This is a genomic window from Mycobacterium sp. DBP42 (genome assembly GCF_005924235.1).
Classification (GTDB): Bacteria; Actinomycetota; Actinomycetes; order Mycobacteriales; family Mycobacteriaceae; genus Mycobacterium; species Mycobacterium syngnathidarum.
Genome location: NZ_VCMY01000026.1, coordinates 1 through 15,304, shown reverse-complemented (window position 1 = coordinate 15,304; position 15,304 = coordinate 1). Strand labels below are relative to the sequence as shown.

General features: G+C 63.8%; 15 protein-coding genes and 1 pseudogene. 13 read left to right on the top strand and 3 right to left on the bottom strand.

Going from position 1 to position 15,304, the window contains the following annotated elements; translation table 11 throughout:
• The 3 genes from E0T84_RS21045 to E0T84_RS21035 form a co-directional block, all read right to left on the bottom strand.
• Positions 1-1,674, bottom strand: coding sequence for a hypothetical protein (locus E0T84_RS21045; protein WP_064925391.1), 1,674 nt, complete (start codon positions 1,672-1,674; stop codon positions 1-3).
• A 206-nt stretch (positions 1,675-1,880) separates the two neighbouring features.
• Positions 1,881-2,732 carry a nucleotidyl transferase AbiEii/AbiGii toxin family protein gene (locus tag E0T84_RS21040; RefSeq protein ID WP_207548660.1) on the bottom strand — a complete coding sequence of 284 codons (852 nt, stop codon included), beginning with the start codon at positions 2,730-2,732 and terminating at the stop codon, positions 1,881-1,883.
• Positions 2,729-3,286 (bottom strand): type IV toxin-antitoxin system AbiEi family antitoxin domain-containing protein, encoded by a 558-nt coding sequence (locus tag E0T84_RS21035; RefSeq protein ID WP_064925419.1) that lies wholly within the window; start codon positions 3,284-3,286, stop codon positions 2,729-2,731. The genes E0T84_RS21040 and E0T84_RS21035 overlap by 4 nt, the downstream gene beginning before the upstream one ends.
• 423 nt (positions 3,287-3,709) lie before the next feature.
• Here E0T84_RS21035 and E0T84_RS21030 point away from each other — a divergent pair, with 423 nt between their 5' ends.
• The 13 genes and pseudogenes from E0T84_RS21030 to E0T84_RS20970 all read left to right on the top strand — a co-directional run.
• Positions 3,710-5,083: a hypothetical protein gene (locus E0T84_RS21030; RefSeq protein WP_064925393.1), complete on the top strand. Its 1,374-nt coding sequence runs from the start codon at positions 3,710-3,712 to the stop codon at positions 5,081-5,083.
• A 213-nt stretch (positions 5,084-5,296) separates the two neighbouring features.
• Positions 5,297-5,641 carry a hypothetical protein gene (locus E0T84_RS21025; RefSeq protein WP_138745441.1) on the top strand — a complete coding sequence of 115 codons (345 nt, stop codon included), beginning with the start codon at positions 5,297-5,299 and terminating at the stop codon, positions 5,639-5,641.
• A 167-nt stretch (positions 5,642-5,808) separates the two neighbouring features.
• A pseudogene (locus tag E0T84_RS21020) lies at positions 5,809-6,114 on the top strand (DUF1778 domain-containing protein); the annotation flags it as partial.
• Positions 6,111-6,623 carry a GNAT family N-acetyltransferase gene (locus tag E0T84_RS21015; RefSeq protein WP_064925398.1) on the top strand — a complete coding sequence of 171 codons (513 nt, stop codon included), beginning with the start codon at positions 6,111-6,113 and terminating at the stop codon, positions 6,621-6,623. The pseudogene E0T84_RS21020 and the gene E0T84_RS21015, both read left to right, overlap by 4 nt.
• The gene (locus E0T84_RS21010; RefSeq protein WP_064925400.1) at positions 6,623-7,489 is read left to right on the top strand and encodes a hypothetical protein; all 867 of its coding nucleotides are present in this window, start codon (positions 6,623-6,625) and stop codon (positions 7,487-7,489) included. The genes E0T84_RS21015 and E0T84_RS21010 overlap by 1 nt, the downstream gene beginning before the upstream one ends.
• Positions 7,486-7,983: a hypothetical protein gene (locus E0T84_RS21005; RefSeq protein ID WP_064925402.1), complete on the top strand. Its 498-nt coding sequence runs from the start codon at positions 7,486-7,488 to the stop codon at positions 7,981-7,983. The genes E0T84_RS21010 and E0T84_RS21005 overlap by 4 nt, the downstream gene beginning before the upstream one ends.
• A 306-nt stretch (positions 7,984-8,289) precedes the next feature.
• Positions 8,290-9,315, top strand: a complete 1,026-nt coding sequence (locus E0T84_RS21000) for a hypothetical protein (RefSeq protein WP_131813062.1) — start codon at positions 8,290-8,292, stop codon at positions 9,313-9,315.
• 28 nt (positions 9,316-9,343) lie between these two features.
• On the top strand, positions 9,344-11,731 hold the full coding sequence (locus E0T84_RS20995) for a hypothetical protein (protein ID WP_138745440.1): 2,388 nt from the start codon (positions 9,344-9,346) through the stop codon (positions 11,729-11,731).
• 86 nt (positions 11,732-11,817) lie between these two features.
• Complete coding sequence (locus E0T84_RS20990) at positions 11,818-12,126, top strand: hypothetical protein (protein ID WP_064925407.1); 309 nt, start codon at positions 11,818-11,820, stop codon at positions 12,124-12,126.
• 11 nt (positions 12,127-12,137) lie between these two features.
• Positions 12,138-13,025 carry a hypothetical protein gene (locus E0T84_RS20985; RefSeq protein WP_064925409.1) on the top strand — a complete coding sequence of 296 codons (888 nt, stop codon included), beginning with the start codon at positions 12,138-12,140 and terminating at the stop codon, positions 13,023-13,025.
• Between the two features lie 48 nt (positions 13,026-13,073).
• A complete protein-coding gene (locus tag E0T84_RS20980; protein WP_064925411.1) occupies positions 13,074-13,415 on the top strand; it encodes a hypothetical protein in 342 nt (113 codons plus the stop codon).
• Positions 13,416-13,437: 22 nt separating this feature from the next.
• Positions 13,438-14,484 carry an NlpC/P60 family protein gene (locus E0T84_RS32755; RefSeq protein WP_081285479.1) on the top strand — a complete coding sequence of 349 codons (1,047 nt, stop codon included), beginning with the start codon at positions 13,438-13,440 and terminating at the stop codon, positions 14,482-14,484.
• Positions 14,481-15,304 (top strand): PPE domain-containing protein (locus tag E0T84_RS20970; protein ID WP_138745439.1); only part of this gene is annotated, 824 nt, incomplete at its 3' end. The genes E0T84_RS32755 and E0T84_RS20970, both read left to right, overlap by 4 nt.

Genomic DNA, 15,304 nt, shown 5'->3' with positions numbered 1-15,304 from the left:
CTAGTCGGATTCCTGGCGGGGCCGCTGTTGGTGAAGCGGTAGTAACTCGTCGAGTTCGGCAGCGAAGACCACCAACGGCGACGTTGTCTCTACGATCCGCTTCAGCAGAGGTGTACCCGACACCAGAGGCGGCTTCTTGAGAGCGACCAGATCAACTGCCGCCTCCTTGCGCAACACGGTCACCGCCTCAGCCAGCTCGATCGGCCCTGTGCCGTTGTACCCACAATTGTGGTAGGCGAAGCCGCGCGGAGGCATCGGCCACACCACGCCAGCGCTGTCACGGAAGTACGCCGCGCGGCCTCGGCCGACCTGCAGTTCAAATTCCCTGAGATGTCCCGTCGCGGGCACCTTCGTTCCGACCGTCGCATACACGACCCCATCAGCGGTCTTGATCACCCAGCAATTGGGGTCCTGTCGAGATGTCCACCACGTCAACTGGTGATCGTCCGAGCCCGACAACATGATCTCGGCGAACGTCGCTCCCAGAGTCTGCGGATCCTCCGCAAGGGGTTCTAGCTGGTCGACCCACTCGGTGGCCAACGGCCCGCGATCGGGCTCAGAGCGGATCGTGTAGTCCACGTACTGACGGATGTCGGGGTTTCGTCGCAACAGATCGCGGGCGGCCAACCGGGCGGCCACGCTGGGTACCCTCACCGAGAACAGTGTCGCCAACTCGTGATGCTCCGGTGCTGCGGGGACCTCGTGCATGGCATACCGAGGAAACGCCGCTTGCGTGATACCGGGGCGCATGACATCGCCGGGGATGTCCACGTCGTCGGCGGTGTAGATCCGCGATTCGATCCGCCGGTTGAGGATCTGAACCAGACGGCGGCACTCCGCTGCGATTGGGGAGGGCCCCTCGGGAACGAGTCGGGACAGGATCTGTTCGTCATACCACTCAGTGCGCGGTCTGACCGCCTGTGCGGCCGCGCCGGGACGCCACGCTGCCATCGCGTCCAGATCCCGCAAGCCGTACGGCCACCACGGGATATTCACGCGCAGCAGATGGGCCAAGTCGAACCAGCCGACCGTCCGGGCCACCGGCACCCCGTCTGGGCCAGGTTCGGCAACGACGATCTGGCCCTGCATCACCGTGGACACTGAGGTGCGGTCCTCGTGATCGGTGATCACTGCGACCGCGCTCACGCCCCCGAGCTCTGCGAGTAGACGCAGCGCCCACCACGATTCGGGATAGTCAGGTTCGACATAGGCCACCGCCACGACGCCGCGGTCGTCGGCCGGCTGCCAGCGATGGATCACCCATTCACGAGGACGGTCGCGCTGATCGAGCAGCGTAATCACCTCGGCCGCAACAAATTCTGCAGGACCCAGACCGTTACCGTCGTGGTATAGCCGTGGAATCCCGTCGACGGTGCGACGGCCACGACGCGGCTTGCGGCTGCGGATCAGCTCGAAGGCCTGGGCCTCCGACCATTCGTTGCGCCATCCCCGGTTCATCGGCTGAGGGAATCCCGCTGTGCCGCGGGCGAGGTTCTGCCGGACACTGGCCTCCGTCAACCCGACCAGTGCGCCGAACTTCCGAGCCGACAACCGCGGCTCGAACCACCGAGTCAATTCCCGCCAGTACTCGTCAGGTGCTAACGGTTCGACGGTGCTGGTCTCGCCAACCTGGGACGAAGAGTTGCCAGATTTCAGGAACGCGGGCTTGCGCATAACGTCACGCTAACGCCGCGGTCCGTGTAAGAGCAAGCATTGTCGACGAACGTGTGTCGACAATGTGCCCACACCGCGGCGGATCGGTTTGTTGGAGCCTATGTCCGTGGCTTCGAGGCGGGAGAGTGACACGCATCCGCGCACGGCTCAGGCGGTCCGCCGTGTCAGACGCGGGACTATCTGGTTGTGACCGCGGCTTCGGTCAGTTACCCGGGGCCGAGGGAGAAGACCGGGTCGAGAAAGGATGCGACCAACGCGGCCTGGTCATCGAGGTTCTCCTCGCAGAGGGACTCGATGCCCTCCTTGCGCCGCCACGCGGCCCACTTCGCCTGTCCCACGGCGGAGTAGCCCTCCAGGAGCGGCGCAACTGGACCGAGCACGACTCCTCGGTAGCGCGCGACGGCCCGGGCCGCGCGGAGAAGTTCTGCGTCGTCGAAGCCCGCCCGGCCTAGTGTGACGATGTCGACGTAGTCGCGCCAGCGGGTGCTGGTAATGCCGCGCTCGAGAATCGTCACTCCTTTCTCGGCCAAGCTGGTCTCAGCGGCGTAGCCGAGTAACGTGATCGGGTCGCCAAGAATTCGTTCGATAGTCACCGGCCTGGGCGCCGGCACGATCGGGTCACCGGTGGAAACATCCCACAGTGCCCCGCCTTTCCACGGCCCGATCGTCGCGGGAACCCGCACGCGCAAGCCGGGGTATTCGGCTTGTTCGCGGATGTCCTGGACGGTGATCGCGTCGATGTCGAAGTTGACTCCGTCGTCGACGGCGACAGCGGCGATGTCGCGGACCACGTCGATGAGGTGGTCGGCGGTGACGTCGGCGTTGATGGCGTTGGCGTCGGCGTCCTTCGTCGGTCGGCGAACACCGTAGGCGGCCAATAGGATTCCGCCTTTGAGGATGAAGTCGCGGGCGTGTGGCGTGCGAGTGAGCCGGTCCAGGAACGATTCGAGGACGTGCCGAATCAGGTACTCCTGGGTCGGCACGACGGGACCGCTTTTGTCCTTGGCTGAGCGGGCAGCCGACTGGATGCGGCGGAACACCTCGTCGCCGTCGCTCAACCCATCATCTCCAGCGCGCGCAGAGCGGGGGTCTTGGCTCGCGGAAGTCGGGTCGCGATGTCGAGCAACCGCGCGGGCTTTCCCCCGCGGCGCAGCCATTCGCGCAGCGCGTCTCGCGCCAGCTCGTGTCCGACCTCGCCGCGGAGGCGGAACGCGTCGGCGATCGAGCGTTCCGGGGAGTAGATCCCGATCGTTTGGTCCGATCCCGCGATCGTGATCTGCTCGCGGCCGATCTCGAACGTGTCCCGATCGAACAGGTGCCACGTGATGGCACCTGTACTGGCCGGTGGGCGCGCTCCTCGCGGGATCGCGACGTCCAGTGTGGAGGGGATCGCGTCGGTCAACTCGTGGTAGGCCAGAGCGGAGGTCAGGCAGATCGTCGCGTCGGGACGGCGGGTCGCGGCTTCGAGTTGGTCCCAGTCGGCAGCCGGCGCCTCCGCGGGGAGGTAGATCCCCCGTGCAATACGGTCCATCCGGCCATCGTTCGCGCGGCGGTAGAGCGCGCTGCGCGACAGTCCCCGTAGCTTGGCGGTGTTCGGGGTCAGTGCTTCCACGGGGTTCACCTCCTTAAGTCGCACATAAGAAACGAAACGCGTACAGATAATCATACCTGTGTACGGTTCGTTCCGATAGAGGTCTACACTGCCGCCGGAACGATTCGCCTACAGATAAATGTATCTGCACACAATTTGTTCCATTGGGCTGTCACTTCGCAACGGGGCTGCTCGACACCGTCAACGTCGAGTTTGAGCCAGGCCTTCGACGGCGGAGCGGACATTCTCGTACTCCTCGTCGCTGAGCAGCTTGAGCAAATGAGCGGTGCTGACCTGGTCCCACGTTCCGGGGATCGACCCTCCGTAGAGGCAGCCACCGTCAACGCGCCAGTCGTGTTTGCTGGACAGGGCTTGCTCTATCGGCGTACCTTGGTCGCGTACCGCCTCGTAGGGAGGTGGTGTGGATTCCTGTAGGAGGAATGAATGTTGAGCCGTATTGCGCGTGAGTTCGCCGCCGAAATTTCCTTTCATGACTGGTCAGATTCCCCTTATCGTCTGGACCGTGCCGGTCATCAGCGCGACGACGAGAACCCGTCTAAGCGCAGCGAAAAGCAGCTGAATCCCGAAGAGACTGAGAACGTCCGCACCAATGTCATGTGGGTTGCCGCTCAAGTCCTCAAGCATCTCGACCCCAACATGGATCTGCATGAATTCGCCGCTGCGTGCGGGGTTCCCAGACGCGTGACGCGCCGGTCCGACGGCTCGCCAAGCGGCGCCATCACCTACGGGATCCGGTGGACTGAAGACGGTGTGACCGCTGCCCCTCCCGGCGCCCCGTTAGCTGACCTCCTCGACCGATACAAGAGTGCGCTGGTAGGACCGAACTATATCGCTGTCGCTGATCTGACCGAGACCGCAGTGCACACCGCAATCGCTGAATTCTCAAAGTTTCCAAGGGTTTTCAAGGATCGTGCGCCCGACGCTGCGCTCCGCGAGTATATGGCGACCGCGCAGCGCTACCAGGATGTTGCCGCCTCGGTGATTGACCTCGTGAGCGTGGGGTGCCGCCACGGCCGCTCTGAGCATGACAAGGCCCTGGCTGATGCGATCACGCTGCTGGGGCAGCCGTGGCAGTGGACCAGCCTCGCTATCGTCGACACGGTCCACGGCACACCGGCAGGCACAGTTCAAATGGTCCAAACTTACAACGAACGCCTGCAGTCCCTGGCGTCCTTGCCAGCAACATTGGTGATGTACGCCGGCGTTATTGCGGCGATCGACGGCGCCAACTACGGGGCAGTGCGGGCACTGACGACCGACGCGCAAGTCAGTATGTCGTTGGTGCGAGACGAGCGTGTGCCGGCGATACTGCGGCTCGGGCCTTGGGAGTCAGTGCCCGAAGAGGCCGACATCGTCGCGCTGCGCACCAATCTGGCGCGCGGCGGGAAAATGCCCGACGACTTGCTGCGCAAGATTGCGGCCGGACCGGTCCGCCATGTTCCATTTGCGTTCTCGAAGTTCCTCTTCGAGGCACTGAACGGTCGCGTAGGACGTCACCGCTACCCCGATTTGTTCGATGAGGCCGAGATGCTGTTCTCGATGATCTTGGCTGACCTGCGACTGTCCGGTGGCCCTTATGCTGACCCCTGGCTCGGTCGCTTCGTCGAAACTATTGCTGAGAGCCCCACTTTCGAGGGCAGCCCGGTCGGACGGTACTTCGACAAAGCCGTGAGCGCTGGCGCAAGCTGGGCGCCCTTACGAGCCGGAATGTTCGGCGGTTCGCCAGTACGCGTCGCGGCGGCAGTCGACTACCTGATTCCTGAGATCACCAGCGCGGCGTCTCGACGAGCACGCTGACTACGTCGGCCGCGCGGACAAGCTCCGCCTCGTCGAACCCCGCCCGCCCTCACGACGACGCCGGCGTGGCGCGCTTGTCCGGTGAGAGAGGCCTTCGGCTGTCTCGACGTTCAGAGGCATTCCGCGGTCAGTCAGCCACCAGTTTGGCCAAGATGGCCCGATCGGCGGCCCGCACAGCATCCGATAACGTCCCGATAGCCAACGGAGGGAATCATGGGCGACAACAGTGAGACCAGCGGCGAGCAGCGTTCGGCGCGGGACCGTATCGCGGCCACGGCCGCCGAGCACGGCTGGTCGGAGGCGTTCGGCGATGTCGCATCCAACGCCCGGATCTACGAACGATCAGAGCGGGTGATCATCATCGGCTATGCGCCGGCCGGCGCGGTCACCGGCGCAACCCGCATGTACGGATCCGCATCGACTCCGCTGCGCACCGACCTGCCCAAGGGCGAACTCACCCAACGCGACAGCGGCAAGGCAGACCAGATCTTGACCTGGCTGGCAGAGCCCGACTCATCCAGACCAACACCGCCGCCGTCCGCCGGCCCCGAGGACTGACCACCACCAGCATGGACCAGGACCGCGAGCTCCACGCCATCCACGAGCACAACCGCCGATCCTGGGAAGCGCTGACCGGCCTGGCGTAAGACCTGAACGCTTCACCGAGCGAGCAGGCAGCGGTATGGATTGCATCGCCGCTGGTCAAGACGCGGGTCAATGCCCCGTTGCATTGTGTGCCTGATGGGCACACAATGGTGTGTATGGCTACGAAGACGGAGCGGTTCGCGGTGCGCCTGACTGCTGATCAGGACGCGCTGATTCGTCGTGCCGCCGAAGCGGAGGGGACCGATCTGACCAACTTCACGGTGACCGCGACGCTGGCTCATGCCCGCGACGTGCTCGCCGATCGCCGGCTGTTCATGCTCGACGCACCGGCCTGGTCGGAATTTCTTTCGGTGCTGGACCGGCCGGTGTCACACAAGCCGCGACTGGAGAAGTTGTTCGCGGAGCCCTCGATCTTCGACGAGTGAGCGGCTACAGCGCGCCCCGACCGATCAGCGAGAACGATGCGGTCGCCGACTTCGACAGCGGCGAGCCCACCCTGGACCAGTACCTGCGGGGACGCGCTCTGGCCAACCACGTCGAGGGCGCCTCCCGGTGCTTTGTGACGCGCCGGGACGGCCGCGTCGTCGGGTTCTATGCACTGGCCTCGGCGGCGGTGGAGCGCGCCGGCACACCCGGACGGGTGCGACGCAACATGCCCGATCCGGTGCCGGTGATCTTGTTGTCGCGGCTGGCGATCGACCGCAAGGAACAGGGCAAGGGGTTGGGTGCGCAGCTGCTGCGGGATGCGATCGCCCGCGCGGTGGCGGCTGCGGAGATCATCGGGGTGCGGGCACTGCTGGTTCACGCGCTGCATGAGCAGGCCCGGGCGTTTTACACGCACTTCGATTTCGAGCCCTCACCGACCGACCCGCTGCACCTGCTGCTGTTGATCAAAGATGCCCGCGCACTGATCGACCGCAGTGGTGGACTCTGATGGCCGAGGAGACCATCGACACGGAGTTGCTGGGGCGGTCGGCGTTCCGCAAGCTCGAACACGGTTTCGCGATCCGCGATCGGCTGGTTGACGTCCTTGCCGAGCAGCAGGCGACCGAGCGGCAGTACCGCCGGCGCGACAACAGCGATGAGTACACCTCCCGCACGGCGTGGGCGGAGTGGGTGCTGGAGTCCGATCTCGACTACACCGAGTCCGCGCTGCTCCTGGGGGACTTCATCCACAACCTGCGCGCAGCGCTGGATCACGCCGTGTGGGCGATCACCCCCGCGCACATTCAGGAGAAGAGACCGACCGAGGTGGCGTTTGCGTTGCGTTCGACCGAGCAGAGCTACGCCAAGTGGGCGAAGGCTCGCCGCGACTGGTACGGGCCGGAGGTGTTCGACGTACTCAAGAGCAGCCAACCGTTCAACGCCGTGGGCACCGGCACGCTGCATCCGCTGCACATCCTGCAGTTCCTGTCGAACACCGACAAGCACCAGCTGCTCAACATCGTGGCCAACAGCCAGGTCGACATGGGCGGTGTCACTGTTGATCCGGAACCGCCCGGCGGTGTGATCTCCACCGTGAACCGGGGCGTCGTCGCCAAGGGATCGATATTGGCACGAGTCGAGTTCGCCCGACCCACCGCCCCAGGGAAGACAGAGGTGACGCTGAAGCCGGTCTTTGCGTTCGAACAGGTGTTTCGGTACGTCGACCAAGACGGCGCACCGCAGTGGCTGGTCGTCGGCGAAGCGATGAACGAGATCGGCCCGGATGTTGTCGAGGCCGTCAGCTACCTGCTCTCGGCACATAAACGCGACTGTGAAAACAGCAGCACGAAGGAAAGGGATGGGACCAGGGAGTGAACCTCTACCAACTGCGGGACCGGATCGAGAACTCGAGCGCAGCCGAGTGGGTGAAGGTGGAACCCGCAGGGGTGACCTACCGCTACCGGTTCGAGGTATCCACGGATCGCGATGGCGGCGAACAGGTCTCGGTGGACAGCCACCGAGTGGTCGCTGTCTACACCGCCGACGTCAACCTGACCATGGCCTACGGGATGCCGGAGGTCAAGGGCACCCGGTGGCGCAACGAGGACCTGAAATTCGAGTGGGCAACGTTCCCCGACAAGCGCTTCACCGTCGAGAACGCCGACATCTTTTGGGCTGGCGCGCTCATTCATCGAGTGAACTACCTCGGTGCCGACGGTGGGCGCGCCTACCTTCCCCTGGGCGGTGGCAACGACGGCCTCGACGTGACCCGCCTCGATGTCGCGGTGGCCGGCATCGTCGACGACCTCGAAGGGGGCAGTCGGTTCCGCTCCTACGTTGACGGCGTGCCGTACCGCATTCAAGACTGACGCGCCAGTGAGGGACTGTCACCCGTGGCGACACGGGGAACCCAGCTGCGGCGATCTGCTCCACCCCGGTCTCGGCCCGGCCTTGATGCGGCGGTGCTCGGCAACCATCCTGGCAAGCTCAGCGCGCTGAAGCGCCGCGAACTCCGATCAGATCGAGCCGGACGCACTTGCTCGGCTGCAGGCAGAGATCACTCGTGCTGCCTGGCTATCAATTTGTGGCAAACAGATGCGTAGCGTGCGAGTGGGCGCGCTAGCTGGGAGTCGGGTCGCAGCTATGCGCGTTTGGCTAAGGCACGCTCGCGCTCTATGCCCGCTTCGGGGCGTATTTCATTGAATGCCAGCGAACACGTTTTAGCGGACTATGGCGCTTACCAGTGCTTTAGCCTTGGAAGCATGGTAAAAGCCAGGGGGATTCGCGGGCGCTTTGCGAAGAGTTTGGTGGCGGCTACGGCCGCTGCTCTTGCGTTGAGCGGTTGTACGACCACTGTCGACGACGCGCACGCAGTGAAGTCGACAGCACCGGAGGACAGCGGCGTCGAGTACCACGGGCCGCCGCTGTCGACGGACAAGGCGGCCCCGGTCAATGCGTTGGCCGGAGGAGTGCCAATCTACGTGGGATCCGGGCCGGACCCGGCCCGCTGCACTGCCGGGTTTCCGCTCGTTGGTGTGGGCGGGATCCGCTACTACCTCACCGCCGGACATTGCGCGCGTGGCGAAGAGAACGCACCGGTCTTCGTCGACGTCACGAAGTTGACCGAGTCCGGGGAGCTGAAGACGACCCGGGTGGAGATCGGCAGGATCACCGACAACCAGTACCCGGCGGAGTACGTATACAACGCCACAGACCCCGCACCGTTCCCTGATCTCGCAGAATTCACGGCGAACACAAAGACGTGGCCGGCCCCGGCCACCTCGCTCGTCGGAAACCAGTCGATAGCGGCGGCTGGGTTCCCGCCCGAGCGGATTCTGGATGCGCAAGACCACGGGCAGACATGGTGCTGGCCGGTCGCGCAGACCATCGGATTCGCTACCGAATGCGGCGACGTGAAATGGGTCCGCGAAAACTACGTCGGAATTGAGCCGAAAAACCCGCAGTGGGCGGACTCGATCGGTGACGCTTTTCCCGGAACGCCGGTGTGGTCCGCCGATTACGGCTCTGGCCGCATCGGGACTGTGGGTGTCATGTCGCTGCGCCTGGACAACGGCGTGTATGTAGTGAACGCCAGCCACGCCTACATCGACAATCAGCACTTCATGCCTGACTCGGCGGTCGGCGCGAAGATGCCTGACGGGTTCGTGCCCAACCCTCCACTTTTCGCATTCCCGAAGTAAAACCCCTGGGAGACAAGGACAAAACCCGATGGCCGTCGAGAAAGTACCCGACCCGTACAACCTCATCCAGGACAACTTCCCCACAGACAGTGAAGAGAAGTTCGCCACCTCCGCCGCGTCCATGGGCGAGCTGGTCCTGCACCACAACCTAATGTCCTCGGAATACACAAGCGCCATCACAGGATTGGGTGACGAACACTTCCAGGGCATGCTCGCCGATGCCACCCGCGAAGAGTTCTCCAAACTCTCAAAAAGCCACGATGCCGGCGAGCAGTTCTGCCAGAAGCTCGCCGAGACTTTCGCATCGCTCGGAATGCAGATACTGACGTGCAAGAACAACATCAACACCGCATGCAGCATGGCCTCGGCCAAGATCGGGGTCTGGGAGAACCTGAAAATCCTGGCCAACGCCGAAACCCAGAAGGAATACCAGAAGAAGATCGACGACACCAAAACCAAAACCCGCGAAGACATCGCCTCACTCAACGACCAACTCGAGAAGTCCATGACCGACGCCGAAACATCACTCGGCGCACTACACGAGCAATTCCTCGCGGAGACCAGCGGAACTGGCGGAGGTCGTGGTGGTGCACCTGATGCAGTTGCGGCGTCGTTTTCTGGAGAGAAGGATGCGGCGGCAGAGAGTTTCGGGTCCCCTCCCGGTGCAGACGCGCTCGAAGCAGGTAGCGGGTCGGGTGTGGATGCTGCCAATGGTGCTGGTGCAGAGCAGCTTTCAAATGCCGCAAGTCCCATTAATCCTGGCGCCTTGATGGGCGGTATGCCGCAGCAGATGCCGGCGCCTGCCGGTGGGGCGCCAGCTGGTGGGGGTATGGGGTCGCAGTTGCCGGGGCAGGAGTTGGCGTCCAAGGCGATGGATATGGCTCAGAATCTGGGTGGTAAGGAGTCGACGTTTCTGTCGGATGATTCGGTGAAGGATCTGTTGGCTGCGTCGTCGGAGAATTCTGGTGGCAGCCACGGTGGTGGCGACTTGTCGTCGTCGGAGAGCGGCCAGGGCGGCAGCAATCAGGGTGGCGGTACTGGTGGTGGGGCTGTAGGTGCTGTGCCGGTGAGCAATCCGTCGGTGGCGTCTGGTCCTTCGCCGGCCGCTCCGGTGGCTTCTGCGCGTCCGGCTGGTGGTCCTTCGGTGGCGATGACCGAGCTTGCGGGCGCCCCGGCTGCTAGTGGTGTGGTCAATGGGTTGGGTTCGGCGGCTAGTGGTGTCAGTGGCTTGGCCGGAAGTCCCGCGGCTGCGGTACCTGCGGTGGCGCAGCCGATCAGCACTGCGGCAGCCACTGTTGGCGGGGCAGGTTACGGTGCGCCCCTGGCGTTTTCGCCGAATGCGGGGTCTGTGGTGGTTCCGTCGACGCCTGGCGCGGTGGGGTCGGGTCCGGTGAGTTCGGCGCCGGGTGCGCCGGGTTCTTCTTCTGCGGTGCCGCCGACTGGCGGGCCGGCCGCACCAGCTGTTGCGCCTGCTGCGCCAGTGTCGCCGGCTCCTGCTCCGGCTCCTGCGCCTGTGGGTGCTCCGCCGGTGGTGGCGGGTGTCGCTCCGGTTCCGGCGAGTTTGGGGTCGGTTCCTGCGGGGGTGTTGAACTTGCTGGGGCCGCCGGCGATGTTGGCGGTCTCGGCTGCAGCGCCTGATCGGCTTGCGCAGCTGCCGGTGGAGCAGCGGATCACGATTTTGAATACCGCGTCGATTGTGACGCAGATGCGTGAAATTGGTTGGCCTGCTTCGGTTGCGACGGCGTTGCTTGATGATGGTGTTGTTGTCGCGGTGGCGATCGCGACGGGTGATGACCTGTCGATCATGCCGGCGGATATCACTATTCCGAAGGCGTCGATTTTGTTGCACAACTTCAATCTTGGTGAGCGGTTTCGGTCTGAGTGGGCCGGGAATGCGGACACCGTTGCGAAGCTGCTTGCGGGGATTGATCGGCATCCTTGGCTGAACCGGTCGATGATCAAGCACGTGTGTGCTTTCACGCGGAATCGTGAAATCGCTGACCCGGCAGTGCCGTTCACTCCGATGTCGATGGATGCTGCTTGGGCGATCCGGTATCTGTACACGCCGCCGCGTGAGACTGCCCCGGCGTATTCGTTGCAGACTGAGACGTTCACTGAGGATCAGATCAGATATTTGTTGGGTGTGGCGGAGCGGCATTGGCGGTTGCCGACGATCCGGTTGCGGCGTGAGGGGCAGGCTCGGTTGGAGTCGGCGTCGATGTTCGCTTCGCGGTGGTCGGACACCGGTGAGGCGGTGCTGCGGTCTTCGCCGCGTGGATACGATCAGCGTATTGCTGGGTTCTTGTATTCGTCTGCGCGTGAAGCCCTGCTGGCTGGCGATTTAGATCGGGCGTCGTGGTACGCGCAGTACTTGCGGCGCCAGACGTTGCCATCGGCGCAGGGCGCTGCGGCGTGATGTTTGCTGTTTACGGGCATGTTTGGCAGGTAGAATTTGCTGCTTTAGTGGAGTGTTCGGCTATTCAGTCGCTTTAGAATGGAGTGATGATGGACTTCGGACTCTTGGGTGTCGGCGAAATCGAGGGGTTGCTCTCGGCGTTGCAGGGCTTCAACCTGGCTAACATGGCGTCGAACTTGGCGCAGACAGGTATCGCGCATTCGGTGGTCCCGCCGGGAATGGAGTTGGCTTCGGCTACGGCCACCACCGCGATGCAGGCGCAGATCGCCGAGCTCGACGCGTTGTGCCAGGCATCGGGGGCCAACCTGCTGGCCTATCTGTCGGTGTCGCAGTCGAACAAGCTTGGTGGTGTGGCCACCGATGTGGCGGCGGCGACGCCGTTCGCTGTCGCGTAGGCGGGTCGGCCATGTTTACCGCGGTGCACTGGGACTACCTGCACCGTGTGGGTTTGGTGCCGCCGTTCCCGGCAGTGCTGGGCGCCGTCACCGGTGGCAGTGCTCTTGATGATCAGCTGCGGAGTGACTTGTTGAACACCGGTGTCGCTGTCGAACGGGCCGGGGAGCTGGTGCTGGAGGAGTCCAGGCGCCCAGTATTGGAGGCGTTCGCGGCGCCCGCGGTGAAGTTGTTCGGCACTGTGTTGCTATATCGCGATGCTGTGCGGCGCAGCGTATCTGTTGATGATGTTGCTCCGCAGTGGCGTGAGCTGGCCGAGGCGACGTCTGTGGTGATTCCTCAGGCCAAGTTTGTTGTGGCGGTCACCGATGAGGTGGTTTCGGCTGCTGTGCAGTACCGGGGATGTGTGTCGCTGTCCGGTGTGGATTGTGCACATGCCGACCCGGTCGTGCAGGCGGCGCGGTTGCTGTGGGAGGCGCTTTCTCCTGGGCGGCCGTATGGCGGCCTGCAGGAAGTGACGGTTGGCCTGCCCGCGTTGACGGCGGTGTCGCGGGTGCGGGTGGGAGCCGGCGAGCCTGATGGGCTTGAGGCCGCGTCGGGAGTTCTCAGTGACGCCGGGGTGGGGGCCGAGCGGGGTCGACGGTTGCTCGATTTGTTGGCCCAGGAGCCGTTGGCCGCCGCGCAAGTGTGTGTCTCGGTGTGGTCGCATGACCGGAGAGTCGAGTCGAAGGACGCTGCGATCGGGCTGGTGGAGCTCGACGGTGGTGCGGTGTTGAGCGTGCCGAGTTGGCGGCTGGATGGCAACTGCCACGTCACGTATATGCCGGCGACGGCGGGCCGGTGGGAGAAAGAGATCGCCGAATTTGTTGCGCATTATCAACAGCGCGCAAAAATTGCCTGAACCTTTTTAAGCGACAGGTTGGTGGTTTGCGGCGGATAGGATAGTCCCATGGTGGACACTTCCGTTGATCTAGGGCAATTGCGGGCCACTGTTCAAAAGCTGCGTGATATCGCCGATTCAGAGGTGACCGAGTTTCTCGGCGAACAGGACGACCTGTTGCAGACCTATCGGCGGGAAGCTTCGCTGAACACCCTTGATGGTGCTCCGGCGGGTATTTACGCCGATACCGCGTCGGCGCTGGAGGCCGGTGTCCACGATGCGCACACCAAGGGGCAGGCGGTCAAAGCGGAGCTATTGAGGCTGGCCAACGTGCTCGAAGAACACGCTCGTGGTGTGGATGAGGACGAGGCGGATTCGTCGATGAACTTTTCATACGGCACCGCTACCTGAGCGTGAATGAGGACGATCTGGCATGACTAGTCCTGATACAACTGTTGATTCGCCGGTAGTAAATGGGAACCTGGGTCGGCTCGGTGGAGTTGCGGAAACGCCGGCGCCGCCGGGGACTGGTCCTGGTCGCTCTGGGATGGACGGTTTTGTCGATTCTTCGAACGGGCATGCTTCGAATGCTCAGGCGCACGGCAAGGGGACAGTTTCAAATTCGCTAACCGGGGCCCGTGACATCGTTGATGGGGACGGCAAGTCTGCCAACGCTTTTACGAAACTAGGTGGCGAGGGCAGTTCTGGTAAGAGCGGTGGCAGTCCCAACGGATTTTCTGGTGGCGGGAAAGGGTCCGCCCTTGGGGGTGGATCGCCGTTGGATGCGTTCAAATCAAATATGCCTGTGCCGGGGATGGCGAATGCGCCGATGCAGGCGGCGTCAGGTTTGATGCAACCTTTGCAGTCGGCGGTGTCGTCGGCGCAATCGTTGCCGCAGCAGTTTTTGTCGCCGCTGACATCGATGCTCGGCGGTGGTGGGTTGCCCGCTGGAGGGGGTTTTCCCGGCGGCGGATCAGCCACGCCGATGGGTGCGGTGGGGTCGATAACCGATAGTCCGGGTACGCCGACAGACCTGAAATCGCGCCTCGATTCGTTCGTGTCACAGACGTCTGGGGCTGTGGACTACGCGTGGGGCGGGGGGCATGGGGGAGACCCAGGTCCCTCCCAGGGTATTCGCGACGGCGGCGGAGCTGCCGATGCCCATGGTGACTGGAAGAAGCAGGGTGTGGATTGCTCGGGGTACACCCGGTGGGGCTATTTCCAGGTGACTGGGAGCGATGTGTTGGGGTCGTCGACCTCGCAGTCGCAGTATGCCGGGGGGTCGCCTGTTTCTTCGCCTCGGGCAATGGATTTGGCGTTTCCTCCGTCAGCGTTTTCTGGTGGCGGAGGGCCAACGCACGTTCAGCTCTACCTTGGTGACGGAATGGTCGCTGAAGCGCCGCAGTCCGGTGAGAAGGTGCGGGTGCGGCCGGTGGCCCCGGGCACGGAGTTCCGGCGCTACCTTTCGGAGGCAGCGTGACCGAGCCTTGGGCGACCTACCCGCCTGAAATCAATGCTGGGCGCATGGAGGCCGGACTGGGCCCCGCGACATATCTGGCCGCGGCCGGCGCATTCACGGCCCTGGCGGCGAACTTCGAGATCCAGGAAGGAGTGCTGCTGGCCCACACCGGTGCCATGGATGCGTTGTGGCCGGGGCTGACTGTGGCTGCCCGCCAGGCGAAAATCACCGAATACAGCGGGTGGCTGCAGGCCATGGTGGCTGAATGCACACGCCTGGCCGCTGCGGCTGCGGTGGTCGCCGCTTCCTACTCGTCGACGCGCGGGTCCATGGTCCCATCGGCGAAGTCGATCCAGAACCGAATCTCCCAGGCCACAGCGGTCGCCACGAACTTCATGGGCATCAACACCCCGGTGATCACGTTCCTCGACACCGAGTATGTGGAGCACCAGGTCCAGAATGCCTCACTTATGAGTCTGTATGACGCACAAGTGATTACAGCCTCAGCCCCGGTGCCCAAGCCGCCGCCGCCACCGTTGGTCAATCCGGCCGAACCGGCACTGGATGCTGCACAGCAAGCCGTATCGAGCATGGCGCAGAACACCCCTGGCTCGGTGGCCAACCAGCAGTCGATGGACCCGTCCCAGTTCATGCAGCCGATGCAGCAGGCGATGTCAGCGCCCCAGCAACTACTGCAGCCGTTTCAGCAAGCATTCTCTGGTCCCCAGCAGATGGCGCAGCAGTTGATGTCGAGTTTCAACAGCATGGGCAACGGTATGGGTTCGGGCAGCGGGAACGACATGCTCAGCTCCTACAGTCCTTTCGCCGCGGTGAGCGGCGG

Excerpts from the sequence above, each read along its gene's own strand:
- E0T84_RS20985 (WP_064925409.1), top strand. The coding sequence starts at position 12,138 with ATGTTTACCGCGGTGCACTGGGACTACCTGCACCGTGTGGGTTTGGTG.
- E0T84_RS21030 (WP_064925393.1), top strand. The coding sequence starts at position 3,710 with ATGTTGAGCCGTATTGCGCGTGAGTTCGCCGCCGAAATTTCCTTTCAT.
- E0T84_RS20980 (WP_064925411.1), top strand. The coding sequence starts at position 13,074 with ATGGTGGACACTTCCGTTGATCTAGGGCAATTGCGGGCCACTGTTCAA.
- E0T84_RS20995 (WP_138745440.1), top strand. The coding sequence starts at position 9,344 with ATGGCCGTCGAGAAAGTACCCGACCCGTACAACCTCATCCAGGACAAC.
- E0T84_RS21025 (WP_138745441.1), top strand. The coding sequence starts at position 5,297 with ATGGGCGACAACAGTGAGACCAGCGGCGAGCAGCGTTCGGCGCGGGAC.
- E0T84_RS21000 (WP_131813062.1), top strand. The coding sequence starts at position 8,290 with ATGCCCGCTTCGGGGCGTATTTCATTGAATGCCAGCGAACACGTTTTA.
- E0T84_RS21010 (WP_064925400.1), top strand. The coding sequence starts at position 6,623 with ATGGCCGAGGAGACCATCGACACGGAGTTGCTGGGGCGGTCGGCGTTC.
- E0T84_RS32755 (WP_081285479.1), top strand. The coding sequence starts at position 13,438 with ATGACTAGTCCTGATACAACTGTTGATTCGCCGGTAGTAAATGGGAAC.
- E0T84_RS21045 (WP_064925391.1), bottom strand. The coding sequence starts at position 1,674 with ATGCGCAAGCCCGCGTTCCTGAAATCTGGCAACTCTTCGTCCCAGGTT.
- E0T84_RS20990 (WP_064925407.1), top strand. The coding sequence starts at position 11,818 with ATGATGGACTTCGGACTCTTGGGTGTCGGCGAAATCGAGGGGTTGCTC.